The organism is Pseudomonas deceptionensis (genome assembly GCF_900106095.1).
GTDB classification, from domain to species: domain Bacteria; phylum Pseudomonadota; class Gammaproteobacteria; order Pseudomonadales; family Pseudomonadaceae; genus Aquipseudomonas; species Aquipseudomonas deceptionensis.
The window spans coordinates 3014430-3039171 of the sequence record NZ_FNUD01000002.1 but is presented as its reverse complement, the minus strand read 5'-3'; the positions used below and the strand labels follow the sequence as shown (position 1 = coordinate 3039171).

The following is a 24742-nucleotide window of genomic DNA, read 5'->3' as shown; positions in this document are numbered from 1 at the left end:
ATCGGAGACTTTATGAAAATCGGAATTTTGACTATACATAACTCAAGTAACTATGGCGCCGTCCTACAAACCTTTGCTACGCAAGAGTACTTAAAAAAAATCGGGCAACCAGAAATCATCAACTACAAAAATACTCATACTGATAAGACTATGGATTTGTTTCGGATCGGCACAGGTCCAAGGGATCTGTTAAGGATAGGGAAAGATATATTTAGAGCCGCACCTAGAATGCGTCTTTTGAAAAAATTCAAGCACTTCTTTAATAATCATTACACCCTATCGGGAAATCCCCAAGAGGTTCTAAACTCAATCAGCGGGAACTATGACTTGATATTATGCGGTAGCGATCAAATCTGGAATCCTAATATTGTTAATCGATACAAAACTATAGATGCTAATTATTTTTTACAATTCGCAGGCGCTACTCGTAAACTCTCTTATGCTTCTAGCTTTGGCTCTCACAAATTTTCCAAATCTGAAGAAAAAGAAGTGGCCGATCACCTAAAGAGTTTCGATAGTATTTCGGTGAGAGAGTCCGACTCAGCAAAATATCTCAGCTTGATTTTAAATAGACCAGTGTCCCATGTCGTAGACCCTACACTGCTTTTAGATAAAGATGAATGGTTAAGCAAGCTTGCGATTTCAACAACAACTAATAAGCGACCATACCTTTTAGTCTACGTACTAAAGAAAGATGCAATACTCAAGGAAACAGTAAAGCTGGTCTCCAAACACCTAAATCTAGATGTCGTCACAATAGACCAGGACCCTTTTAGTGGATTTCACTGTCGCGAACACATTCGTGATGCAGGCCCTTTAGATTTCATACGCCTGTTCAACGGCGCGTCATTCATCATAACAAACTCATTCCATGGGACAGCGTTTTCTGTAAACTTCAACAAACCATTTATCGTCACCCCCCCACCCACGGGCGCAAACAGAATATTAAGCTTGCTAACGGCATTAGAGTCCGAGGAATATATGCTAAAAGATCAAAAGACCGCAGTCGCGCTGGCTAAAAAATCACCTGACTTTAACAAAATAAATAAACTCCTGAACATCTTGCGTGAAAACTCAAAACTATATTTAAAACAAGCAATAACCGAGAGCAGGAAATGACAAATCCCAAGCCCTTTATTTACAACTGCAATTCCCATCCGAGAAAGCGAAACATCTTAGTTATTAGTGCCATGGCGCTTGGCATTATATATTATCTTATATTACCCGTCATTCTATCCGACTACTACTACTCCAAGAACTTTCCTCTTGCAAAGTTAATTTCTGGATACGCTGATCAACTAGACAAAACTAGTTATTTCACCATCCTTGCTCTATATTTCATATTTTTTATTTTAGGCTTTACATCACTAAGAACAAAAAGACATGCATACACCCATACTAAAAATTCGGGCATAGTATTTTATGCATTGATTTCGCTGCTTGTGATCTTTCAACTCTATTCGTACTACGCTTTAAGATCATATTCTTTCAAAGGATATGCAGGCATCAACTGGAACGAAACGAATTCAGCCAAAAGCTTTTTGTCCGGATTAAACATAATCTACACTACGCTGGCTGTATTTTTTTACACATCAAATCAGATGAAGAATTTTAGAATAATCTTGCTTCTGCTACTAGCCAACTCTGTATTCTTGCTAGGGCTCGGCGGAAGAATGTTTGTCCTGCCTGCAGTCCTAGCTTTTTTGTATATAGCCTTTTTATCAACAAGAAATATAATACTAAGCAAGAAAATGATTTTAATTTTTATGGCTGTTCCGGCTATAGCATCCACAATACTATTGATAGGGCTTTTAAGACAGGGTGATGACATAAACTCAGATGGTCTATCCTTCATTTTGTTAGCAGAGGTTTTTTTTACCTGGATAGGCGCAGGATCTTTCATTCAATATAATTCATTGCCATATTTTGCCTTTCCTAAAGAGTTAATTGCGTCCTTTTTAGCGATGATACCATCCGTCATATGGCCATCCAAACTCGAGTTTATATCAAAATTTAGTAGTGGCTTTTATTACGACAATCCCGTTGGCGCTACCAGCATTGTATATGTGATGCTGGCGAACTTCGGTGTGGTTGGAAGTGCATTTGCGTGTTTCATTTTAGGTACCATACTAAAATTTCTTTCAAACGGCTCCACAAAAAATGCTCTTCGGATGTCGTATTTTATTTCTATTTTGTCACTCATGCCATTTATGTTTTTCAGGAGTAATTCAACTTTATTCTTAAACTGCGCATTAAGCCAGGCAGTAATAATACCTTCGGCACTTCTAATCATATCAAATAAAATTGAAAACCTGCTTAAAGCACCGAAAGGGCGATCACTCCGCGCATTACGCTCTCTCGATCATTAAACTTCATCCAAAGCGCATATAAATTGAAAATCTTGATATTGAACTCATACTATGACAAAGGGGGGGCAGCAAGAGCAGCAGTGCGGCTTGCCGACTCACTTGAGCGGACTGGAATAGATGTCGAGTACAAAAGCATATATCCCAAAAAACTCAAAACCCTTAAAAAAATAAATTTATTATACAGAGTTTTTTTCGATAGACTTCCTGGTTTGTTTTCGGCAAAAAAAAGAGTAATGTTTTCTAGCGGAAAGCCCAATAATACCAACATAGTAAAGTATATTAATGACTCGGAAGCAGACCTGGTTCACTTGCATTGGATAAATGCAGGAGGCTTGTCTATAGAGGATATTTCCAATATAGCAAAACCTATCGTTTGGACAATGCATGACAATTGGGTTTTTACTGGTGGCTGTCATGTTATGTGGGATTGCGAGCGATATAAGTTGAGTTGTGGGAAGTGCCCTATCCTAAATTCTGACAGGTTAAATGACCTTAGCCGTAAGGTCGTACAGAGAAAGAAAATACACTACTCGAAGCTTTCCAATGTAACCTTCGTTGGCGTAAGTAACTGGATAGCTGAATGCGCACGATCATCTGATTTACTAAAAAACCAAAATGTTGCTCACTTACCCAACCCTCTGAATACGGAATTATTTAGACCCACAAACAAACGCTTAGCTAGAGATCTTCTTGATCTCCCTGCAGACAAAAAGCTAATATTATTTGGTGCAAGCTCTGCCACAAAAGATATCAATAAAGGTTATTCTATATTAAAGAAAGCTTTAGACCACATCCCTCAAGACACACAAATTGAATTAGTAGTTTTCGGCAATGGGCAGAAAGAAACAAATGATATTCTAGGATTCAAAACTCACTACTTTGGCCACATTAGTGATGATGAAACTTTAGTTTCACTATATTGTTCAGCCGATGTCATGGTAGTCCCTTCAATTCAGGAGTCCTTTGGACAGACTGCAGCCGAAGCTATGGCATGTGCAACGCCAGTTGTGGCCTTCGGAGCAACAGGGCTACTAGACATTGTAGATCACAAGAAAAATGGATATCTAGCTAAGGCATATGATTCTAAAAGCCTCGCCGAAGGTATACTATGGGTTCTTAACTCAATTCACCACGAACAACTTTGTACAAATGCACGATCAAAAATTCTTGACAGCTTTGAAAGTCGTATAGTCGCAAAAAAATACATTGATTTATATTCATCGATAATTGAATCCGTTAAACACAAGGTGCAGAATTAAAATGAGCATTAAAAAAGCATTAATTACTGGAGTAACTGGGCAAGACGGCTCCTATCTTGCAGAATTTCTTTTAGAAAAAGGTTATCTAGTACATGGCATTAAACGCAGAGCCTCTTCATTTAACACTCAGCGTGTTGATCATATATATCAAGATCCGCACGTCGATAATAAAAACTTTATACTTCACTACGGCGATCTGACAGACTCATCCAATCTCACCCGCATTATTCAAGAAGTGCAGCCTGACGAGGTTTACAACCTTGGCGCTCAATCCCATGTAGCCGTCAGCTTCGAATCTCCAGAATACACCGCTGATGTCGATGCCATGGGTACGCTGCGAATCCTGGAAGCTATCCGTCTGCTGGGTCTGGAAAAGAAAACTCGCTTCTATCAAGCCTCAACTTCCGAACTCTACGGCCTTGTGCAGGAAACACCGCAAAAGGAAACGACCCCTTTCTATCCGCGTTCGCCGTATGCAGTGGCAAAAATGTACGCCTACTGGATTACCGTTAACTACCGCGAAGCCTACGGTATGTACGCTTGCAACGGCATCCTGTTTAACCACGAGTCGCCGCGCCGTGGCGAAACCTTTGTGACCCGCAAGATTACACGTGCACTCGCCAATATCGGGCAAGGCCTAGAGCAATGTCTGTTCCTCGGGAACATGGATGCGCTGCGTGATTGGGGCCATGCCAAAGACTACGTGCGCATGCAGTGGATGATGTTGCAGCAGGACGTGGCTGATGATTTTGTGATTGCAACCGGTGTGCAGTATTCGGTGCGTGAGTTTGTTCGTTGGTCGGCGGCAGAGCTGGGCGTCACCCTGAAGTTCGTAGGCAAAGGTGTCGATGAGCACGCTATTGTTGCAAGCATCGACGGCGACAAGGCCCCGGCACTTAAGGTCGGCGACGTAATCGTGAAAGTCGATCCCCGTTACTTCCGCCCTGCCGAAGTTGAAACCTTGCTCGGTGATCCAACCAAAGCCAAACAAGTACTGGGCTGGGTTCCGGAAATCACCGCTCAGGAGATGTGCGCAGAAATGGTTCGCGAAGACCTCAAGGTCGCGCAGCGCCATGCACTGCTAAAAGAGCACGGTCATGACTTGCCGGTGGCTACGGAGAACTGAGTATGGCCCGCGAGTTGAACCAGAATATCTTTGTCGCCGGCCATCGCGGGATGGTCGGCTCGGCCATCGTCCGCCGTCTGCAGACACTGGGTTATACCCGTATTGTCACTGCCGGACGTGACACCCTGAATCTGCTGGATCAACATGCCGTGCAGGCCTTTTTCCAGGAGCACAAGATCGATCAGGTGTATCTGGCGGCGGCAAAGGTGGGTGGTATTCAGGCCAATAACACCTACCCGGCCGACTTCATCTACGAAAACCTGATGATCCAGGCCAACATCATTCAGGCTGCGCACCTGAACGATGTTCACAAGCTGTTGTTCCTCGGCTCGTCATGCATTTACCCCAAGCATGCCGAGCAGCCGATGCGTGAAGAGGCCCTGCTCACCGGTACGCTGGAACCCACCAATGAGCCCTATGCGATTGCCAAGATCGCCGGGATCAAGTTGTGTGAAAGCTATAACCGTCAGCATGGCCGTGATTACCGCAGCGTAATGCCGACCAATCTGTATGGCCCCCATGATAACTATCACCCGCAGAACAGCCATGTGATCCCTGCCCTGCTGCGCCGCTTCCATGAAGCGGTTCAGCGCGGCGACGAAGAACTGGTGATATGGGGTACTGGTACACCGATGCGCGAGTTCTTGCATGTGGACGATATGGCCGCGGCTAGTATCCATGTGATGGAGCTGGACGATGCCACTTATCAGGCCAATACCCAGCCGATGCTGTCCCATATCAACGTGGGTACCGGGGTTGACTGCACTATTGGCCAACTGGCCATAACCATTGCCGAGGTCACCGGTTTTACTGGCAAGCTGACCTTCGATACCAGCAAGCCGGATGGTGCTCCACGCAAGCTGATGGATGTGTCGCGCCTCAAGTCCCTGGGCTGGCAGGCCAGCATCAGTCTGGAAGACGGACTGAAAGATGCCTATGACTGGTATGTGACTAACGTGCAACAGGCGCGGGCACACTGATGAAGATCCTGCTATACGGTATCAACTACAGCCCGGAGCTGACCGGTATTGGCAAATACAGCGGTGAGATGGCTGCCTGGCTGGCCGCTCAGGGCCATGAGGTGCGGGTGGTTACGGCCCCGCCTTATTACCCGGACTGGAAGGTCTGGCAAGGCTTCAGCTCCTGGCGTTATAACAAACGCAAGGAGGCTGGCGTCACCGTCATTCGGTGCCCACTGTATGTTCCAGCCAAGCCGACAGCAATCAAACGCATACTGCACTTGGCCAGCTTTTCGCTGTCGTCGACCTTTGCCATGCTGGCCCAGTTACGCTGGAAGCCTGAACTGGTGATCCTGGTGGTGCCAACGCTGTTTTGCGCCCCACAGGCCCTGGCTCTGGCCAAGCTGACGGGCGCCACTTCGGTGCTGCATATTCAGGATTACGAAGTGGATGCCCTGTTCGGACTATCCATCGCTAAGGGCGAGCGCCTAAAACGCTGGGCGTTTGATGTTGAACGGACCGTACTGCGAGCATTTGATCGCGTGTCAACTATCTCCAGCGGCATGTTGCAGCGAGCGGCAGAAAAAGGCGTTGCCAAAGAGCGGTTGAGGTTCTTTCCCAACTGGTCCGAAACCGCCCGCTTCCGCAATGTGCCACGTGAAGCAGCACTGCTACGCAGGCTTGGCGTCGATCCCGACAAGCGTGTGCTGCTTTACTCCGGCAACATCGGCGAGAAGCAAGGCCTTGAATGTGTGGTCGAAGCGGCACAACGCTTGTCAGCGCGAACCGACCTGGTGTTTTTGGTGGTGGGGGAAGGCGCAGGTAAAGCCCGACTACTGGAGCTAAGCCAACAACACAAGTTGCACAATATTGTATTCGCGCCGCTTCAGCCCTATGACGACCTACCTGCCCTTCTGGCTTCCGCCGACTGTCATCTGGTGATCCAGAAACGCGGGGCCGCAGATGCCGTATTGCCGTCCAAGCTGACCAATATCCTGGCAGTAGGTGGCAATGCCTTGATTACCGCTGATCCCGACACCAGCCTGGGGTTGCTGTGTTCCGAGTACCCGGGTATCGCCACCCTGGTGGAGCCTGAATCGGTCGACGCTTTGATTAAGGGCATCGAGACTGTTTTATCCATGCCGGCACCTAATGTGATTGCTACTGGCTATGCCTGCGAGTTTTTGGATAAAGACCAGATATTGAGTCGTTTCCTGACCGAGATTTAAATCATGTGGCTCAGCAACGAACTGTTTCGCAGCGTTGTCGATTCAACACCCTTGATCTCCATCGATCTTGTGGTTCAAAACAGCAAGGGCGAATGCCTCTTGGGGCAACGGCTTAATCGGCCAGCCCAGGGCAACTGGTTTGTCCCCGGCGGACGCATCCTTAAAAATGAAACCCTGGATGCGGCCTTTGACAGGTTGACCCTGGAAGAGCTGGGAAAGGCCAGTCAGCGTAGCCACGCCAGCTTTTTGGGGGTGTATGAACACTTTTACGCTGACAGCGTATTTGCGGCGCCCGGGCAAGGTCCGGACACCCACTACGTGGTACTCGCTTACCAGCTTATTTTGGGTGCAGACGACACTTTGCATCCCCCTCACGCTCAGCATGATGCCTATCGCTGGTGGTCTCAGGCCGAGATGCAGACCTGCGAGCAGGTACATGCCAACACACGTGCTTACCTGGATGCGCTGCGATAACTCTTAAAGCATACAAAGGAATATGAACATGCTCTTTCCAATCATCATGGCCGGGGGGTCGGGCTCCCGTTTGTGGCCGCTGTCACGGCAGCTCAATCCCAAACAGTTTCTGCCGCTGGCCGATGCTGATTTTTCAATGCTACAGGCCACTATTCAGCGCCTTGACGGGCTGGGCGCCGAATTGCCGCGGCTGATATGCAATGAACAGCACCGTTTTCTCGCTGCCGAACAATTGCGGCTCCTGGGGCTCAATAAAGCCGGAATTTTGCTGGAGCCGGTCGGCCGCAATACCGCGCCAGCCATTGCTCTGGCAGCTTTGCAAGCCTGCAGCGAAGCCCAGGATCCGATCCTGCTGGTACTCGCTGCCGATCACCTGATCAAGGACGTAGCTGCTTTCCAGGCCTGCATCCAGACCGCCCTGCCCTTGGCCCAAGACGGCAAGTTGGTGACGTTCGGTATAGTTCCGACCCATGCGGAAACGGGCTACGGCTATATTGAGCAAGGCGGCGACGTGGGTATCGGCGGTTTCAGGGTAAACCGCTTTGTTGAAAAACCCGATCTGGTCACAGCACAAGAGTATCTGGCCAGCGGCAGTTACTTCTGGAACAGCGGCATGTTTATGTTCCGTGCCAGTCGCTACCTGGAAGAACTGGAAAGTTATCGCCCGGATATTCTGGCCGCTTGCCGAGCCGCGCTGGCCGGTGGCTCGCAGGATATGCACTTTACCCGTGTCGACGAAGCTGCCTTTGCTGCCTGTCCGGATGATTCGGTGGACTACGCCGTTATGGAAAAAACAGCCGATGCTGTGATGGTGCCACTGGATGCAGGCTGGAGTGATATCGGCTCATGGACTGCACTCTGGGATGTCAGTGACAAAGACCAACAGGGCAATGTGTTCAAGGGTGATGTGCTTAATCAGCAGTCACGCAACACTTATGTGCATGCGGACAGCCGCTTGGTTGCCACTGTCGGCCTTGATGATCTGGTGATTGTAGAAACCAAGGATGCGGTACTGGTCGCTCACAAGGACCATGTACAGGATGTGAAAAAGATTGTTGAACAATTGAAAAGCGGCTCGCGCACTGAACATATCAACCATCGGGAGGTCTATCGTCCGTGGGGAGTGTATGACTCCGTCGATAACGGCCATCGCTATCAGGTCAAGCGCATTACCGTAAAACCTGGCGCCAAGCTGTCGGTGCAGATGCATCACCACCGTGCCGAACACTGGATCGTCGTGAGCGGTACAGCCAAGGTGACCAATGGTGAAAAAACCTACCTGGTGTGCGAAAATGAATCCACTTATATTCCGATTGGGCAGATCCATGCGCTGGAAAATCCAGGGGTAATCCCCTTGGAACTGATCGAAGTGCAATCAGGCTCTTATTTGGGTGAAGATGATATTGTTCGGTTTGAAGACAAGTATGGTCGGACATAAACTATGCGAATGTTGTTACGATGCAACAATTGCTTCCTAGTTCTATGCAATTAAATATTTTATCCACTTTCCGAACCTGCACTTAGCTGTAGACTTAACGAAACGTTATAAAAGGTCAGCCACGCAGACCGCTCTGCACAGGTATTCTTGAGCCGTTATTGCACATTAAAATGCCTGTAGAGAATCACTTGAGTGCCACAGTTATAGCGCCTTCGTGGGCTTTAAGCATATCCAGGGTTCGACGTTCATAGCCTTGGACATAGGCGCTGCTGCACAATCGCCAATACAGACTTTTACAAAAGGATTTTCAAATGAATAAATTTATCGTTTCCGCCCTCGCCCTTGCCTTGAGCGCTTCTGCATTTGCAGCTGAGCCTGTTACTAACGCACCAGCAACAGATGCCCCTGCGGCTGAAGCTGAAGCTGGTGCTACCTCGGGTTCATCTTTGGCTGCCGAAACCGGCGTACTGGGTGGCGTTAGTACCACTACCGCAGTAGGCCTGGGTGTTGCAGCAGCAGCCGGTATTGCAGCTGCAGCTTCGGGTGGCGGAGGTGGCGGTGGCGGCGGCAACGGCGGCACTACTGGCACCACAGGCACTACTGGCACCACGGGCACTACTGGTACCAATTAAGTACCCGCCAGGTCGAAAGGACTAAACCACCTGGGATACTCCAGGCATTTGATTTTGATGTGTTTCCTTTACAAGTGTCCTCAATGATGATTCGTAGTTTGTCGCTCGCGGTACTTGCAGGGTTCGCCCTGCAAGGTTGTATGTTTGCGCCCGGTCAGTACCTGGATACCAGTGAAATCGGGACTGAAGGCTCACCAGAAAGCAGTCGGGTCGAGCTAATTCCCATCACTCCCAAGCTGATTGCGCAAAACGCGGCGACACACGTCTCAAGCTCGGTGCCAGCATCTTTGCTGGCATTCAAGCCTGCGGCCTATCGGATCGGCGCCAACGATGTGTTGTACATCACCGTTTGGGACCACCCCGAGTTGACCGCCCCTTCAGGCGCACAACAACAGATTGATGCTAACGGTCGCTTGGTTCGGCCCGACGGCACCATCTTTTACCCTTACATTGGTCAGGTCGACGCTGCGGGTAAAACTATCGAAGAGCTGCGTTCGGCTATTGCTGAACGCCTTAAGCAATACGTGGATAGCCCGCAGGTTGACTTGAGCGTTTTACGTTTCGCCAGCCAAAAGGCAATTCTTGCCGGTGCCGTGCTTAAAGCCGGGCCTATGCCTATTACTACCTCCCCACTCAGCGTGGTCGAAGCTCTCGGTGCAGCGGGCATTGAGCCGGTGAATGCCGATCTGTCAGGATTGACCCTGACCCGCGATGGTCATGAGTATGTGCTTGATCTGGATACCCTCAACACCAGTAACTCGCAGTTGCATAATGTGTTTTTGAAAGACGGCGACCAGTTGTATCTGCCTTACAATGACCGCAAAAAGATCTTTGTGATGGGTGAAGTGCTCGCCCCCCAGGCCATCCGGTTTAAAACCAAAAATATGAGCCTGGCTGATGTAGTCGGTTCGGTTGGCGGGTTGAATCAAACCACTTCCAACGGTAATGCCCTGTATGTGATTCGTGGTGCAGAAAATATTGAGACGCAACCGGCCAAGATCTTCCAGCTGGATGCCGAATCCCCCGTCGCCTTTGCTATCGCTAACCGCTTCGAGCTCAAACCACAGGACATTGTTTATGTGGGACCAGCCCAGGTCACCCGCTGGAACCGTCTGATCAGCCAATTGCTGCCATCGGCCACCATTCTAGGCACCGGTGCTGCTGCAGGTAATAACCTCAGTGAAGCCAACAGCCGATAAGGTTTGAGCCGTTTTGAAAACTCTTCGTAACCGCTCGTGCTTGGTGGCGTGCCTGATGCTGTGTGGCTGCAGCCCGCTAATGAAAGCCTCCGTTGATACCTTCAAAGCCACCCTCCACAGCGCCGAGCCGTTGCAACTGACGGCCGACGATGTGGCGGCGGTACCCTATGCGCAAATTTTGGTCACCACCCCTTCCAGTCAAGGGGTCATGGCCAAACTGCGGCAGCAGGGCGACCTGCAGTACTGGGTTGCCTCGGGCAAGCAAGTACTGCTGATGCGCAACGGCCTGGTGGTTCGCACCACCGGACTGGAGCCAGGCCTTGACGGCACCCGTTTTGACGGACAGTCGCCATTCAAGCGCGGCTTGCAGCATATTGCCGACGGCGAGCGCAGCACGCGCTGGATCGATATGTACCAGGGCGAACAGGTCGGGCTGGCGGTAAATAGCCGCTTTATCCGTAAAGGCCTGGAAACCGTGACCATCCTCGACACCCCTCATGTACTGCAGCGTATCGATGAACAAGTGGAAATCCCAGCCCTGAGCTTTAGCGGCACCAACCATTATTGGGTGCGGCCTGCCGACGGCCTTGTCTTGCAAAGCGAGCAGTATGTGACTCCGGGGCTGTTGCTGAGAATTGCGCATCTGCGCCCGGACTGGGAGGCCACCCAGTGAAGCATTTGAAAAAACTGGCATTGTGCCTGCTGCTGAGCCACGGCGCCCTGAGCCAGGCTGCAGTGTCTGTGAGCGGTGATGTGCTTAAGCCTGTCAGTGTCGCTTATACACCCGGCATGCGCTTGCTGGACGTAATAAGCCAGGCCAGCCCCAACCCGGAAAGTTACTGGTTGGCAGCGGCATGGTTGCATCAGCCCGAAATGGAAAAACAGACGCGACTGAAAGTGGGCGTGCTGTTTGATCTGAAAATGCTCCAGCGTGGCGCCTTGCTCAACAACAAGGAAGCCTTGGCAGCCGCCACTGCGCGCCTTTATGAAGAGGTTAACCAGCTGTCGGTTACTGGCCGTAAAGTTGCCAACCTGGACCCCATCGCACTGGAAGTCGGTTTTGCCCGCAACTACCTGCTTAGCGACGGCGACCGGGTTATCTACCCTGCCCGCTCCCGTACGGTAACCGTGCTTGGTGCCGTGGAGCAGCGCTGCGTGCTGCCCTATCAGGCCATGCAAGAGGTACGCGACTATCTCGACAATTGCCCGCGCCTGAAAGTAGCAGAGAACGATTTTTTGTGGCTGATTCGTCCGGATGGCACCTACAAGCAAGTCGCTATTGCAGCCTGGAACCGCGAGGACGGCGTGCATGCGGTCGCTGGCAGCACCATTTTGGTGCCGTTACGCAATGACAATGCCGATTTGCCCACACCTGATTTAAATGAGCAGCTGGCGCAGTTTCTAGCTACTCAACCGCTGGCCGAGGTTGCACCTTGAAGTTACGTTTTGCTGCTGCTGTATTACTGCCCTGCAGCCTGGCCACCCATGCCGAGCCGCGCTATACCCAGAATGATTTTGGTGGCGTTGGCCTGCTGCAAACACCAACCGCCCGTATGGCACCCGCAGGTGAGTTAAGCCTTAACGCCAACCGCACAGAGCCTTATTCACGTTACAGCCTGTCTTTGCAGCCCCTTGACTGGCTCGAAGGGACATTCCGCTATACCTCTATTACCAACCGGATGTACGGTTCGGAGGCCTTAAGTGGAACCCAAAGCTATAAGGACAAAGCGATAGATGTCAAAGCCCGACTCTGGCAAGAAAGCCACTGGCTACCAGAGGTAGCGTTGGGTTTCCGCGATATCGGCGGTACCGGCTTGTTTTCCAGCGAGTACTTTGTAGCCAACAAACGCTACAAGAACCTGGATTTCAGCCTAGGTATTGCCTGGGGCTATATAGGCAATCGGGGCGATATGGATAACCCGCTGGGTTATCTCGATGACAGTTTTGACACACGACCTACAGATACATCAGTCGGCGACGTCAATACCAATACCTACTTCCGGGGCTCACCAGCCTTGTTTGGCGGGGTCGTGTATCAAACACCTTGGGCACCCTTGAGCCTTAAGATCGAGTTTGACGGTAACGATTACAAGCATGAACCGCAAAACAACAACCAGGTTCAGGACTCCCCGATCAACATCGGTGCAGTCTACAAGCTAAACGAAAATATCGACCTGACTGCAGGCTGGGAGCGCGGCAATACCGCCCTGTTCGGCATCACCCTGCACACCAATTTTGTCAGTCGCAAGGCACCGGCCAAAACCTACGATCCGCCCGCCCAACCATTGCCAACCAGTACGCCAACCGTAGGGCTGGACCAAGTTGACTGGGCCGAGGTGTCGAAACAACTGGAAAGTAACGCCGGCTATAAAGTCGAGCGTATTGCCCAGCGTGATTCCGAGCTGATGGTGTATGGCGAGCAGTCCAAGTATTTCTACTCAGCCAAAGGCGCAGGCCGGGCCAGCAGAATTCTGGACAATAGCGCCAATGACGAAATCCAGTGGTTTACCATGGTCAACAAGCGTTATGACATGCCAGTTGAAGAAACCAGCGTACCGCGCTCGACCTTCCGTAATGTGGTCAATAACGAGCAAGACCTGGTAGACCTGCATCGCACTACTGAGGTCAACCGCGCTACTGCCCATTATGATAAAACTCTGTATCAGCAAAAGCCGGATCCGTTTACCTATGGCTTTGGTCTGGGCTACCAGCAAAACCTGGGTGGCCCTGATGGTTTCCTGCTCTACCAGATCAGTGCCTACGCCGAAGGGCAATACCGCTTTACCCCAAGTACCTGGGCGAGTGGCGGCATCAGTGCCAACCTGCTTAATAACTACGACAAGTTCAAATACGATACGGCAAGCAACCTGCCCCGCGTGCGTACTGACTTGCGCCAATATGTCACCACGTCCGATGTCACCATGCCAGCCTTGCAGCTTAACAAGGCAAAACGGCTGGACCAAGATCTGTATGGCATGGTTTATGGCGGTTACCTCGAGTCAATGTATGCCGGAGTCGGCGGCGAACTGCTGTACCGACCCATGGGTGAACGCTGGTCCGTGGGCGCCGATTTGAACTATGTGCGCCAACGTGACTTTGATCAGGGCTTTGGTTTGCGCGACTACAGGACCGTGACCGGTCATATCACTTCCTATACCAAGCTGCCCTTTGATCTGGACGCCGCTGTCAGCGTGGGTCGCTATCTGGCCCGCGACTGGGGTACCACCATCGATATTTCCCGCGAATTTACCAATGGCGTGAAGTTCGGTGGCTGGGTGACTCGTACCACAGCATCCAAAGAAGAATATGGCGAGGGTAGTTTCGACAAGGGCATTTACATCTCGATCCCGTTCGACGAGATGATGAGCGTGTCGACCATGAGCCGGGCCAATATCGCCTGGGCACCGCTGACGCGAGACGGTGGCGCCATGCTGCATCGCCAGTACTCGTTACATACCATGACCGATGGCCGTAACCGCGATGCGTTCTACGAGAATTTCGAGAAGATCACTGAGTGATTCCGTTGATCCGGCGCCTTGCTGAACTGCCAATTTGGCTGCGCACCCTGCTATTTATAGCGGTGTGCGCTGGCCTGCTGTACACCGGGCTGCGCACCAAGCCCATTGCGCAGCTATTTGACCAGGAAGACAAGCTGCATCACCTTTTCGGTTTTTTCTCCCTGGCATTCAGCTGTCGCCTGGTATTTTTACGGGTCAAGCTGCACTGGATCGCTCTGGGCTGCGTGCTGGCCGGGGTAGTCATTGAATATGCCCAAGCGCTTATTCCGCTACGTACCGCATCGCTTTACGACGCACTGGCCAATACCCTCGGGGTGGCGCTGGGGCTAGCAGTGGCGTGGTATTGCACGCGCCCCCTCCCAATTAAATATTGAATAGATGCTGCGAAGTGATGGCGCCTGAAATAACAGACGCCTTTCACTTTTGCAGAGCTTGCACTCATGAGCAAATCGACCTTCGATATCTGCAAGCTTGGCGTTTGGCAATAAGAATCGCACCCTGAATGCCAATTGTTATAAAATGTCGGTTTTCATATTGGCTTATATGGCAAAATCCTACGGCCTCTGAGTATTTGGGTTAGGTGATATGCTTTTCGCAGGATGCAGGACCGACAATCAGACCCCAATAGCGTTCAATTTTGCAAAAAGCAATGCGCTGGTCGAGGATATAGAACAGCTCATCACCTCTGGCGTGAGGCATATTGACGCCTCAGTGATTACGAAAAACCTGAACTGTGATTTTAGCAAGGCAGAGGCTGTTTTTATTGAGGTTGATACACCGGATAATATCAACGACAGCCTGGAACTGGTAAAGCATATACGCTTGAGTAATCAGCTCACTTGCATATTCATACTGGTGACCCACAGCAAGTCATTTACCAGTATCAACTATTATCTTGCAGGGGCTGATTACTGTATAAAGTTGCCTGCCGCCCCCCTGGATCAGTCGGTTTTGCTATCGCGCACCCTGGCAGATTCACACTGGAAAACAACCACTCAGTTGACCCTCGATCGCACGCGGCTTTTATTAAGTAGCGCCAGCAGCAAGCTTGAAATTTCCTATACTGAAATGACGATTATTGATGCCCTTATACAGGCACCGCAGCATGTATTGAGCCAGGACAGCATTGCCAAAACTCTGGACCCAAATATCGTGTTTTATGACCCTCGAGCGCTGGAAAAAACCATAAGCCGCTTAAGAACAAAGATTAAAAAAGCCTATAACCTCGAGCTGATTGTCAGTGTTCGCGCATTTGGTTATCGCCTGCGACGTGGCACGGTCACCGGACAATATTGATTACAACCGTAACTTCATGCACTGCACAGCAGGCCGCTGTAGTTCGCCGATTGGCACCAGACGAACACTGACGAATGGAGACGTTGACGTATGAAGCTAACACTGAGTTTTACCAGCTCTGCAAGCCCTGCCAATGACTATTTAACGGCGCAGTATAGTAGTGCGCCGCAGGCTGCAAGCACCCATCGACCAGCAGGTTATCTGGCTGATGCTTCTACCGGACACCATCTTGCCTCTTGGGGGCACTGGGTAAATACACAGCCTGGATTGATGACTGCCAACAAAAACGCCAGCGTATTGCATAACCTGATAAGGCTAAAAAAGCCTTATATTTTGAATAATCACCTCTACTCATCAGGCCTTACTACCATTCCGACCTTGAAACCAACCTTGACTCCCAGCCACAACATAGTGTCCCGGTACTCGAGCAGCCCTGATATCTGGTCTTTTTGTTTTGCCGAACAGGTATTGTGCAACAGCACTGAGTGTATCCAGCTTACAAGCATTGAATCGTTGCTGATCAAAACGCTGTCCTGCAACGATGAGCGTATTTGCAGCAAACAAGAACTCATTCTCGGCATCAATAAAACCCCGAGCACCTATAGCGGCCTGGAAATGTGCCTAAGCCGACTACAGAGCAAGTTTAGAGATGCCTTTGGTGAACGCCTGTTCCGCTCGGTGCGTAACCGAGGGTATTGTTTGGTGCAAGTTGTACAAGTTATTGACTAAGTGGCATATAGCCTCTAACAGCCAACAAATACCGGCATATGGCCATTAATTAGACACGCTCACGCTTGTAGCTTTCTACTTTATTGAAAATAACAACCCCCTAAAGCTGCGTTGTTATAAATCGTCGAACGCCTATTGCAAATAACCCTTATTATCAATGGTTCGTGCGGCCATTACAGCGCCACTACTCCACGAAGCCTGCGCAAAAGAGTGTTGAACCTTAAACTGGCCAGCCACTCTCATATAGTCAAGCACTTATCACAAGGCTGCTACCTTGATACATACACGTCTAGATCGAAAAACCGTGGCCAGAGGGCTTACTTTTTGGGGGCAGTGGTCCATTGCCATGACGTTTGTCATCGCACTGTTATTGGCATTGGTCTACACCAAGTTTGGCACCATCGACTTTCATTATCGCGTGCTCGCCATCCTCACATTACTGGTGTCAGTACCCGCCTACTCTGCCACTCATGTCTACTATAAAAGACACAAGGCGTTTAATGGCGCAATCCGTTTACTGCTCGGCTGGACCCTGACGCTCACCTGCCTGAGCACCATTGGATTCATCACCAAGTCGGGTGAGCTGTTTTCCCGTGAAACCCTTATCAGCTGGGCTTTGCTGGGCTACCTGATTCAATTACCCCCGTATTTGATACTGCATAGACTGTCCAAGTTTTATCACCAGCGTAACAACCACCACTACAACAGCCTGATTATTGGCTCTGATGGTGTTGCCCTGAAACTGGCCGAAAACTTTATCCAGCAAAACAACTTCCCATTGATTGGCGTCGTTAGTGCTTCCCCCTTTGAAGACAGTGGGAATTCCCCACTGATTGTGGGTGAACTCGCACAACTTCGCTCATTGATTACCGAACACAATATCCGCCGGCTTTATATCTCCTTGTCCCTGCAAGAAGCCCAGCGCATTGAAGCGCTTTATATCGACCTGCTGGATTTGAATGTCGATGTAGTCTGGGTTCCGGACCTGGACAGCATGATGCTGCTTAATCACTCAGTCAGCGAAATCGGTGGCCGCCCAGCCATCCATCTGAATGAAAGCCCGCTCACCAGCTATCCAACTGCAGCCCTAAGCAAGGCATTAATGGAGCGCTCGCTCTCCCTGGGTGCCATTATTATCCTGAGCCCATTGCTTGCCATCATTGCCATTGCAGTGAAGTTGTCGTCACCCGGCCCGATACTGTTTAAACAGCATCGCCATGGCTGGAACGGCAAGGTCATAAAAGTGTGGAAGTTCCGCTCGATGCAAGTGCATGACGACAAGCAGGTCAAACAAGCCAGCCGCAATGACTCCCGGGTTACGGCTGTAGGCCGCTTTATTCGACGCACTTCGCTGGACGAGTTGCCGCAACTGTTCAACGTACTGCATGGCGATATGGCACTGGTCGGACCGCGCCCTCATGCTGTTGCACATAACGACTATTACACCGGCAAGATACACGCCTATATGGCACGCCACCGCATCAAACCCGGCATCACCGGCCTGGCACAAATCAGTGGCTGCCGCGGCGAAACCGACACCATTGAAAAGATGCAGAAACGTGTTGAAATCGACCTCGACTACATCAACAACTGGTCGCTGTGGCTCGATATCAAAATCATGATCAAGACCCCGCTTACCTTGATCTCAAAAGATATTTACTAATATCAAAGCCCCCTCCCGGGGGCTTTTTTACAGCCGCCTGACAAGCTTTCAGACGCCCTGCGCGCCCTCCCCTCATGGCTTATTCGCCACCTACCTCGTCAGACTTCTTGGCAAAAATCTTCTTCAATACAAAAGCCACAATATAAACAGGGACAAGAACCATCAGCAACATCACAAATGATGCTATCGACTTAACGCCGGCAGTATCATGCCCGCCATTCATAATGCCTAACATCAGGAAGCCCAACTTCATCACGATAAACACCAAGCATCCGTAAATCAGATATCTCAAAACCTTCATAAAATCCCTTTCAATTAACCAATCACAGTCAGTCACTTTATTGACGTCAATATATCTATTTTTCCATCCAAAACTTCATGCCCCATTTCGGTAAAAGTAGTCTGAACAGACTCGACACAAAGCATGGATGGCCATATGATATCACCCGAATTAAAGTTAGCCACCACTCAAACAGGATGTTTTGTGTGCCGAAGTTCTTCTATACGGACTGTGTAATAACCGACCTCAAACGCTTTGACTTTCACATTGATGAATTCACTGCGCGCATTAACGGGCGCCAGACCAAACGCCTTGCTATGACCAACGACCTTTATCACTACTTGATGGGTTCTGGTCACACTACAAAAACACGTCTCTGGTTTTACGATCCAGGCTTCAACAAAGCACTGATCGTTGCCGCCGCAAAGCATTTTGCCGACGAGCCCAAAGTGCTGCACAACACTTCAATCAGCAACTTGCGTTCGTTTGCAATCAAGCCATTACTTGTAGGGTTGCTGGCCTGGTTTACGGCATGGGCCTTGATGGTGATTCCGGTTTTCTCCTGGTACGGCGCCAATGCCCAAAAAGGTGTGCTCCTGCTGGAAACGTTCACTATTCAGGTTGGCATTGCGGCTGCCGCTCTGCTTTTCGGGTATGCGCTTTGGGTCAGGATAAAGATGGCCAGGCTCGACAACTGGCAATCAGGGGACATAACGCCTTACACCCTGAATGAGAGCCCCTTGCCTCACCCCATCCTGTCAGCAAAGCCCAAAGCCGCCAGAAAGGCAGCCCCTGAACTTGTCGAGTGAGCATGGCAAGAGTGGTCTTATGAACTGCTCCCTGCCCCAGGATGCCTCACTCCCGACAAAGGTGATGTGGCCTAGTACCACTTGCCCCTCAGGTACATCCAAAGCGTTTGAACGTAGATGTGATAAATGCACCTCGGCAGAGCGTCGTGATGTGTTGCGCTAATGGAGGAAGTCAGGCTGGAGATTCTTGGGATTGGAGCGAAGCCCCCCCCCTGCCCTGCATCCTCCAATCCGTAAGGCGCATACACCTCACCTGTTACAGGGTCCAACCCAATGCACGTCCCCGCAACAAGGTAGCGATCAATACCGTCCATGGTTGTTTCAAGTTGAGGATAAGCCCTGCCAAATCGCTCGCCGTACCAAAGGTGAACACGGGCCTGACTCTTGATATCAACCTTGACGTCCAGATCCAGGAAAAGATGCCGGGTTTCGTTTATGACTTCGTTCTCGGCCTCCCGGGACAGGTCGGTGTCAAAGTAAAAAACGTCGTAATCCTTCACGCCTGCTGCCGGTGGCAGATTCGAATGATGGTTCCAGACCGCCTGGAACAAGCAGCCCGCTGTCAGCATGCACTGGCTTAACCCCAAGGAAGGCAACCGCGCTGCAATCTGGACGTTGACAGGGTTGCTCATCGCAATTGTGACCAGGCTTTCGGGTGTCAATATCATTCTTTGGCCCTCGGGCGTGGTGCGACACGCTGTTATCCAATGTAGCGGCCAGCATAAAGCGGGGGCAGCAGCGAAAGCATGACACTCTTGCACTCTAAAACCGCTGGTTCGAATCGGCTGCCACACCATTGCATCATGGGTTCTTGCTTTGGATGTTTGGCGTCGGTCGCCATGGCTCGCTGATAGCCACTTCGCGGGAGGGGGCGAGGTGCACTTTTCGCGCCTCCACCAACCACTCACGCCGCAGGCTCGGCAACACAGCCTGAACTGGCGCGTCGTCCAATGCCGTGTAGTCGAGCTTGAATATCCCTTGCAGGGCTTCAGGTGATGGGGTGAACGCTGCATTTGAACATAGCGGGAAATACACCTGATCACACCAAGCGTTGTAATCCGAGTTCAGTACCTGATCGCTTGGACACTCGAGCGTCAACAGCACGATGGGCGTCTCGATCAGTTGGTGGTCGCTCAGTAACTGGCGTGCTACCAGGGCGTCCGGTGCTCGCTGGTAGCCGCCACAGGAATGCCACCCCCACACCGGAGGTCGCCCTGCGCACGACAAATCACGGGCTGCCATTTCGCGGCACATGAAGTGGTACGCCGCCTTCTCTTTGGGGCAAACGTGTGACCAGTCACCCTCTAACAGGCCTTCACGCAGCAATGTCTGTAGCTGGACCTCGGTTTGGAACGTCCAGACTGTTAACGTGTTTAGTGATCCCAAATCCACAGGCTTCCCGGTGTGATGTCCGCGGATTATAAATAGGTACCCGTATTTGAAAAGCCGGGACGATTAGCCTGGCCGGGCTTGCAGGTCGATCCTGCTGGTTAGGTGGTGAGGTCACTCTGCTGGGTGCGCACAGCTTTGCGGCCGCTGCGATCGGCCTGGCGTTGCCTGACCGGCAGTTTGCCGTCGACCAGATCGTAGACGATGCTGGCTAGGCTGAGGCCTCCTAATCGCGCCCCATCCTCCCTGCCCGTGCCATCTCCCGCTGATAGGCACCGGTCTGCGCCGAGACAATGACTATCAGTGATCGCAGCGTTTTGCCGGGCACGGGGTGCTCCAGGAACCAAGACGGGGAAAGTTCTAAAACAACAAAGGACGCTTTCGCGTCCTTTGGTTTGGATCAATTCACTGTTAACGATATTCGAGAGCTGCCAGTACATGCCCCGGATCATTGTGAATGGCGCGCAATAATGCCCTTGCAGGCCCTTCAGGCTCACGACGCCCTTGCTCCCAGTTTTGCAAAGTGCCTATCGGGACATCTATGGCCTTGGCAAAACGGGCTTGCGACAACCCGGTCGCTTGGCGAATCATTTTGACTTGCAGTGCATCGACATGAAATTCGCGGGAGGGCGCGCGCTCACCTCGATCAATTTCATCCATCTGGGTCATGCTTTCGACCAGACGGTTGAATAAATTTTTCTCCATCACTGCCACCCTTTATTCAAATCGCTCAATATTTTCTTCTCGGCCGGAGAGAGATCATCTTTGATGCCTTTTCGGTAGATCAGGATCAAGCGAATCTGCTGCATCGCGCAAAGGTGGTAATAAATCACCCTGACACCGCCGCTTTTACCTTTACCTTGTGCGGCCCAACTAATCTTGCGCAAACCGTTGGTCCCTTGAATCACATCACCCGCATGAGGATGATCCGACAGATAGCACTGAAATTCACGGTAGCTGTCATCTGAAAGCAAACCTTGAAGGTCTTCGGTAAAGATCTGAGATTCAATAAATATCATCTTCACCCACTATCCGCCATTGGCGTATGTCGGATTATAAAACAGGGGCAATTCCACCCGTAAAGTCGCCCCTATCTCACTGCTCTCTCAACATCCCCAGCACCTTGATCCGCCGATCCAGGAAATGCTTCAAGAACCCAAAACGCAGAACCTAGCACTCGCCTTCAAGGCTGTAAGTCAGCTCGCTCTGACAGATAGTTCTTAAGCAACTCCTCTTCCTCGTCATCAGCACACAGTGGTTCAAGTCGCCATGTGGGCAGTAAATCCAGTGCCGTAACCTTCGCGCCTTGGGCTTGAAATGAAGCGGCTGCGCCAATGGCAGCCAGCACATCAGCGCGTTGATCACCCAAGGGGGATTCGCGGTCGTAGGCTTGCCACAGGAACAGCTCCTCGGCTGATATCTGGTTACATATTTCCTGCAATGTTTTGCCCAAGCGGAGGGCCAAGGTCAGCAGAAACGCCAACGCGGGCTCCTCCTTTAACCGTTTCCCGCCATGTCTACCGGGTCGCTGACGGTTTCCAGAGCAACGCCACTCAATTCCAGCGCCCTGGCCACCAGACGGTCATGGACCTGGCTGTAGGCCTCAGTCAGTTCGGGTACATCGTCGTCAGTGAAAATTCGCTGCCCCGGCGGTTCAAACAAGGTGCGGGCCAGGACGAAGGCATACAGGGGCGTGCTGAAAATATCGAGGGCCGGATCACTCTGCCCCTCTTCCGCGTGCGGGCTCAGCCCATAAGCGGACTACTCAAGCTAAAAGCACCGTTCGCGCAATTGATGGAAGCCCACCTCCCGAGAACCTCTCCAATCACACGCGAAAAACTGGCACTTGCGGAACTGATCCAAAAAGTTGCGGAAGCGATCCTCAACTCGCAGGCATAAAAAAAACCCGTAGACCGAGATCTGCGGGGCTTTCGAATGTAGAGGCCGAAGCCGGAATCGAACCAGCGTGAGCGGATTTGAAATCCATTATAATTACTTTATAAATCATGTACTTACATTAATTTTAATCCAGCGTACGCAATATATTTATGGGACTGCGACTCAGGTGAGTCAAGGTTTACTTTTTGGGTGCGGAACTGATTTCCTCCCTCCTGCAGCGTCCTGCCGAACGAAAAGAAAGGGATAAATCAGTCCACTTTCACAAAAGTAGATAACTCGACAGTCCCGATGAAACCCAAGCTGCTCCCCTTCCGTTTGTTAAAACCCAACACCATGACGGATCAAGACAGTGGTTTTTAAGGGAGACCAGATACTTCTTGGCTTTACGCCTTGATCTTGTGTCGGGCCGCGTATAGGCAAACCATCTCCATCGCAATGGTTGCACCGGCTAATGCAGTCACTTCAGCATGGTCGTAAGGTGGTGATACCTCCACCACATCCATGCCGATCAAGTTGATGCCGCACAAGCCCCGCAGGATTTCCAGAGCCTGGTGAGTGGTCAATCCACCGCATACAGGGGTGCCAGTGCCGGGGGCAAAGGCCGGGTCCAGGCAATCAATATCGAAAGTCAGGTAGACCGGGCTATCCCCTACTCTGGCACGGATCATTTCGGCAATGATTTCTGGCGTATTTCGATGCACCTCACGCGCGTCGATCACCTGGAATCCCATGACGTCATCATTGGTGGTGCGCAGGCCGATTTGCACCGAGCGCGACGGGTCGACCAGGCCTTCGCGGGCAGCGTGGTAGAACATAGTCCCGTGACTGATTCCCTGCTGGCTATCATCGGCATCAGGCCAAGTGTCACTGTGAGCATCAAAATGCACCAGGGAGATTGGCCCGTGCTTTTTGGCGTGTGCCTTGAGCAATGGATAAGTGATGAAATGATCTCCGCCCAAGGTCAGCATGGCGCAACCCGCCTCCAGGATGCGTTCGGCATGAGCCTCAATAGCGGCCGGGGTCTTTTGTGGCTGACTGTGGTCGAAGTCGCAGTCGCCGTAATCGATCACGGCCAAGTGATCAAAGGGATCAAACGTCCAGGGATAGTGGCGCTCCCAGGCGCTCTGCACCGATGCGGCACGAATCGCCCGGGGGCCGAACCGGGTACCGGGGCGGTTAGTGGTCGCGGTATCGAACGGTACGCCGCTGACCACCAAATCGACACCGGTGAGGTCACGACTGTAGCGGCGGCGCATAAAACTGGTCACACCGGCATAGGTCGCTTCCGAATGCGTGCCGTAGAGACTCTCACGGGTGATCGCCTGATCGTTACCTTGAAAGATTTCCATGTTGGTTTCCTCAGGTTTTAGTTCGGAAGGTGTTCCACACCCGCGTGCGTTCACGTTGCGCGCGCAAAGGCAGAAGCTTGTCGGTAAACAAATGCTCACGTACCTGCCGGGACGGATAGATATCCGGATCGCCGGTGATCGCGGGATTAACCAGTGCCGTCGCCGCCTGATTGGCATTGGCGTACGTCAGGTTATTGGTTAGTTCGGCGATGGACTCGGGCTGCAGCATGAAGTCGATAAAAGCCATGGCTGCCTCGGGGTGCGGTGCGTCGGCCGGGATTGCCATGGTGTCAAACCAAAGCAAGGTGCCTTCACGCGGAATGCGATAAATCACCTCGAAAGCCTGCTTTGTTTCTCGCGCCCTTGCCGCGGCAGTTCCTGCGTCGCCGTTGTAGACCAGGGTCAGACACACTTCGCCCTTGGCCAAATCATCGATTTGGCGGCTGCTGTTTACATAGCGCAGGTTGGGTTGCAATTTGCCGAGCAGTGATTGGGCCTCCATCAGGTCCGCCGGATCATTGCTGTAGGGCGAACGCCCCAGGTAATTGAGGACGATGCTGAGCACTTCTTGCGGCGAGTCCAGCACCGCAATCCCGCAGTCTTTCAGTTTGCTGGCGTATTCGGGCTTGAACAGCAGGTCGAGACTGTTGAGCGGCGCATCAGGAATGCGCTTTTGCACAGCCTGCTTATTTATGCCCAAGCCTATCGTGCCCCATGAGTACGGCACCCCGTACCGGTTACCCGGATCGACTGCAGCCAGCTTGGCCAGCAACGCCGGATCCAGGTTGGCGTAATGCGGCAGTTGCCCTGGGTCAATCGCCCGCAAAGCCTTGGCCTTGATCGCCATCCCCAGTGACGTGGCTGAGGGGAAAACCACGTCATACCCGCTGCGCCCGGTCATCAACTTGCTGTCTTGTTCATCGGCGCTAGAGAACACATCGAGTGTGACCTTGATTCCGGTCTTATCCTTGAAGCGCTGCAGCGCTTGCTCCGGCACATACTCTGCCCAAGTAAAGATACTTAACTCTTTATCGGCAGCCTGGACACTTGCTCCCAGCGACAGACACAACAAACCGACCCAAGCACGCATGTGATCACTCCTCCGCCAGTAACAGTGACTGGATC

The 24742-nt window shown here is 51.3% G+C and carries 26 protein-coding genes and 1 pseudogene; 18 read left to right on the top strand and 9 right to left on the bottom strand.

Translation table 11 applies throughout. The features are described from left to right. The first annotated feature begins 12 nt into the window (after positions 1-12). The 17 genes from BLW11_RS13975 to BLW11_RS13895 all read left to right on the top strand — a co-directional run bounded on the left by BLW11_RS13975 (position 13) and on the right by BLW11_RS13895 (position 17891). Complete coding sequence (locus BLW11_RS13975; RefSeq protein ID WP_048358191.1) at positions 13-1119, top strand: polysaccharide pyruvyl transferase family protein; 1107 nt, start codon at positions 13-15, stop codon at positions 1117-1119. Then, positions 1116-2369, top strand: coding sequence for an O-antigen polymerase (locus BLW11_RS13970; RefSeq protein WP_048358192.1), 1254 nt, complete (start codon positions 1116-1118; stop codon positions 2367-2369). Before BLW11_RS13975 ends, BLW11_RS13970 begins: the two co-directional genes overlap by 4 nt. 23 nt (positions 2370-2392) lie before the next feature. After that, the gene (locus BLW11_RS13965; RefSeq protein WP_074836798.1) at positions 2393-3628 is read left to right on the top strand and encodes a glycosyltransferase family 4 protein; all 1236 of its coding nucleotides are present in this window, start codon (positions 2393-2395) and stop codon (positions 3626-3628) included. Between the two features lies 1 nt (position 3629). Then, positions 3630-4754: a GDP-mannose 4,6-dehydratase gene (gene gmd, locus BLW11_RS13960; RefSeq protein ID WP_048358193.1), complete on the top strand. Its 1125-nt coding sequence runs from the start codon at positions 3630-3632 to the stop codon at positions 4752-4754. 2 nt (positions 4755-4756) lie between these two features. Next, positions 4757-5734: a GDP-L-fucose synthase gene (gene fcl, locus BLW11_RS13955; protein ID WP_048358194.1), complete on the top strand. Its 978-nt coding sequence runs from the start codon at positions 4757-4759 to the stop codon at positions 5732-5734. Next, positions 5734-6942, top strand: a complete 1209-nt coding sequence (locus BLW11_RS13950; RefSeq protein ID WP_048358195.1) for a glycosyltransferase WbuB — start codon at positions 5734-5736, stop codon at positions 6940-6942. The genes fcl and BLW11_RS13950 overlap by 1 nt, the downstream gene beginning before the upstream one ends. A 3-nt stretch (positions 6943-6945) precedes the next feature. Next, positions 6946-7416, top strand: coding sequence for a GDP-mannose mannosyl hydrolase (locus tag BLW11_RS13945; RefSeq protein ID WP_048358196.1), 471 nt, complete (start codon positions 6946-6948; stop codon positions 7414-7416). Positions 7417-7444: 28 nt separating this feature from the next. Then, positions 7445-8854: a mannose-1-phosphate guanylyltransferase/mannose-6-phosphate isomerase gene (locus BLW11_RS13940; protein ID WP_048358197.1), complete on the top strand. Its 1410-nt coding sequence runs from the start codon at positions 7445-7447 to the stop codon at positions 8852-8854. Positions 8855-9165: 311 nt separating this feature from the next. After that, on the top strand, positions 9166-9486 hold the full coding sequence (locus BLW11_RS13935) for a hypothetical protein (protein WP_048358198.1): 321 nt from the start codon (positions 9166-9168) through the stop codon (positions 9484-9486). Positions 9487-9572: 86 nt separating this feature from the next. After that, the gene (locus BLW11_RS13930) at positions 9573-10685 is read left to right on the top strand and encodes a polysaccharide biosynthesis/export family protein (protein ID WP_082136242.1); all 1113 of its coding nucleotides are present in this window, start codon (positions 9573-9575) and stop codon (positions 10683-10685) included. A 13-nt stretch (positions 10686-10698) separates the two neighbouring features. Continuing rightward, on the top strand, positions 10699-11358 hold the full coding sequence (locus BLW11_RS13925; RefSeq protein WP_082136222.1) for a YjbF family lipoprotein: 660 nt from the start codon (positions 10699-10701) through the stop codon (positions 11356-11358). Then, positions 11355-12122, top strand: a complete 768-nt coding sequence (locus tag BLW11_RS13920) for a capsule biosynthesis GfcC family protein (RefSeq protein WP_048358200.1) — start codon at positions 11355-11357, stop codon at positions 12120-12122. The genes BLW11_RS13925 and BLW11_RS13920 overlap by 4 nt, the downstream gene beginning before the upstream one ends. Further along, a complete protein-coding gene (locus BLW11_RS13915) occupies positions 12119-14203 on the top strand; it encodes a YjbH domain-containing protein (RefSeq protein ID WP_048358201.1) in 2085 nt (694 codons plus the stop codon). The genes BLW11_RS13920 and BLW11_RS13915 overlap by 4 nt, the downstream gene beginning before the upstream one ends. Then, positions 14200-14577 (top strand): VanZ family protein, encoded by a 378-nt coding sequence (locus tag BLW11_RS13910; RefSeq protein WP_048358202.1) that lies wholly within the window; start codon positions 14200-14202, stop codon positions 14575-14577. Before BLW11_RS13915 ends, BLW11_RS13910 begins: the two co-directional genes overlap by 4 nt. A gap of 211 nt (positions 14578-14788) precedes the next feature. Further along, positions 14789-15499 (top strand): helix-turn-helix domain-containing protein, encoded by a 711-nt coding sequence (locus BLW11_RS13905; protein WP_048358203.1) that lies wholly within the window; start codon positions 14789-14791, stop codon positions 15497-15499. A gap of 90 nt (positions 15500-15589) precedes the next feature. Then, positions 15590-16228 carry a helix-turn-helix domain-containing protein gene (locus tag BLW11_RS23640; RefSeq protein WP_088500127.1) on the top strand — a complete coding sequence of 213 codons (639 nt, stop codon included), beginning with the start codon at positions 15590-15592 and terminating at the stop codon, positions 16226-16228. Positions 16229-16574: 346 nt separating this feature from the next. Next, on the top strand, positions 16575-17891 hold the full coding sequence (locus tag BLW11_RS13895; protein WP_241486104.1) for an undecaprenyl-phosphate glucose phosphotransferase: 1317 nt from the start codon (positions 16575-16577) through the stop codon (positions 17889-17891). A gap of 79 nt (positions 17892-17970) precedes the next feature. Here BLW11_RS13895 and BLW11_RS13890 read toward each other — a convergent pair whose 3' ends face one another. Next, positions 17971-18156, bottom strand: coding sequence for a hypothetical protein (locus tag BLW11_RS13890; protein WP_139272550.1), 186 nt, complete (start codon positions 18154-18156; stop codon positions 17971-17973). Positions 18157-18377: 221 nt separating this feature from the next. Between BLW11_RS13890 and BLW11_RS13885 the strand changes: the two genes are divergently transcribed. Then, positions 18378-18980, top strand: coding sequence for a hypothetical protein (locus tag BLW11_RS13885; protein WP_048358207.1), 603 nt, complete (start codon positions 18378-18380; stop codon positions 18978-18980). 159 nt (positions 18981-19139) lie between these two features. On the opposite strand, the pseudogene BLW11_RS13880 reads toward BLW11_RS13885, so the two are convergent. The 8 genes and pseudogenes from BLW11_RS13880 to BLW11_RS13845 all read right to left on the bottom strand — a co-directional run bounded on the left by BLW11_RS13880 (position 19140) and on the right by BLW11_RS13845 (position 24707). Next, a pseudogene (locus tag BLW11_RS13880) lies at positions 19140-19648 on the bottom strand (nucleotidyltransferase family protein). 133 nt (positions 19649-19781) lie between these two features. Then, positions 19782-20372 carry a DUF3841 domain-containing protein gene (locus BLW11_RS13875; RefSeq protein WP_048358208.1) on the bottom strand — a complete coding sequence of 197 codons (591 nt, stop codon included), beginning with the start codon at positions 20370-20372 and terminating at the stop codon, positions 19782-19784. 408 nt (positions 20373-20780) lie between these two features. Next, a complete protein-coding gene (locus tag BLW11_RS13870) occupies positions 20781-21074 on the bottom strand; it encodes a helix-turn-helix domain-containing protein (protein WP_048358209.1) in 294 nt (97 codons plus the stop codon). Next, complete coding sequence (locus tag BLW11_RS13865; RefSeq protein ID WP_048359468.1) at positions 21074-21388, bottom strand: hypothetical protein; 315 nt, start codon at positions 21386-21388, stop codon at positions 21074-21076. Before BLW11_RS13865 ends, BLW11_RS13870 begins: the two co-directional genes overlap by 1 nt. Before the next feature lie 164 nt (positions 21389-21552). Further along, positions 21553-21852 (bottom strand): phage tail assembly protein T, encoded by a 300-nt coding sequence (locus BLW11_RS13860; RefSeq protein WP_206540729.1) that lies wholly within the window; start codon positions 21850-21852, stop codon positions 21553-21555. A 14-nt stretch (positions 21853-21866) separates the two neighbouring features. After that, the gene (locus BLW11_RS23835; protein ID WP_277620417.1) at positions 21867-22043 is read right to left on the bottom strand and encodes a phage tail assembly chaperone; all 177 of its coding nucleotides are present in this window, start codon (positions 22041-22043) and stop codon (positions 21867-21869) included. A 608-nt stretch (positions 22044-22651) separates the two neighbouring features. Beyond that, entirely contained in the window at positions 22652-23617 is a 966-nt protein-coding gene (gene speB / locus BLW11_RS13850) for an agmatinase (protein ID WP_048358211.1), read from the bottom strand. 10 nt (positions 23618-23627) lie between these two features. Beyond that, complete coding sequence (locus tag BLW11_RS13845; protein WP_048358212.1) at positions 23628-24707, bottom strand: polyamine ABC transporter substrate-binding protein; 1080 nt, start codon at positions 24705-24707, stop codon at positions 23628-23630. Positions 24708-24742 lie beyond the last annotated feature (35 nt).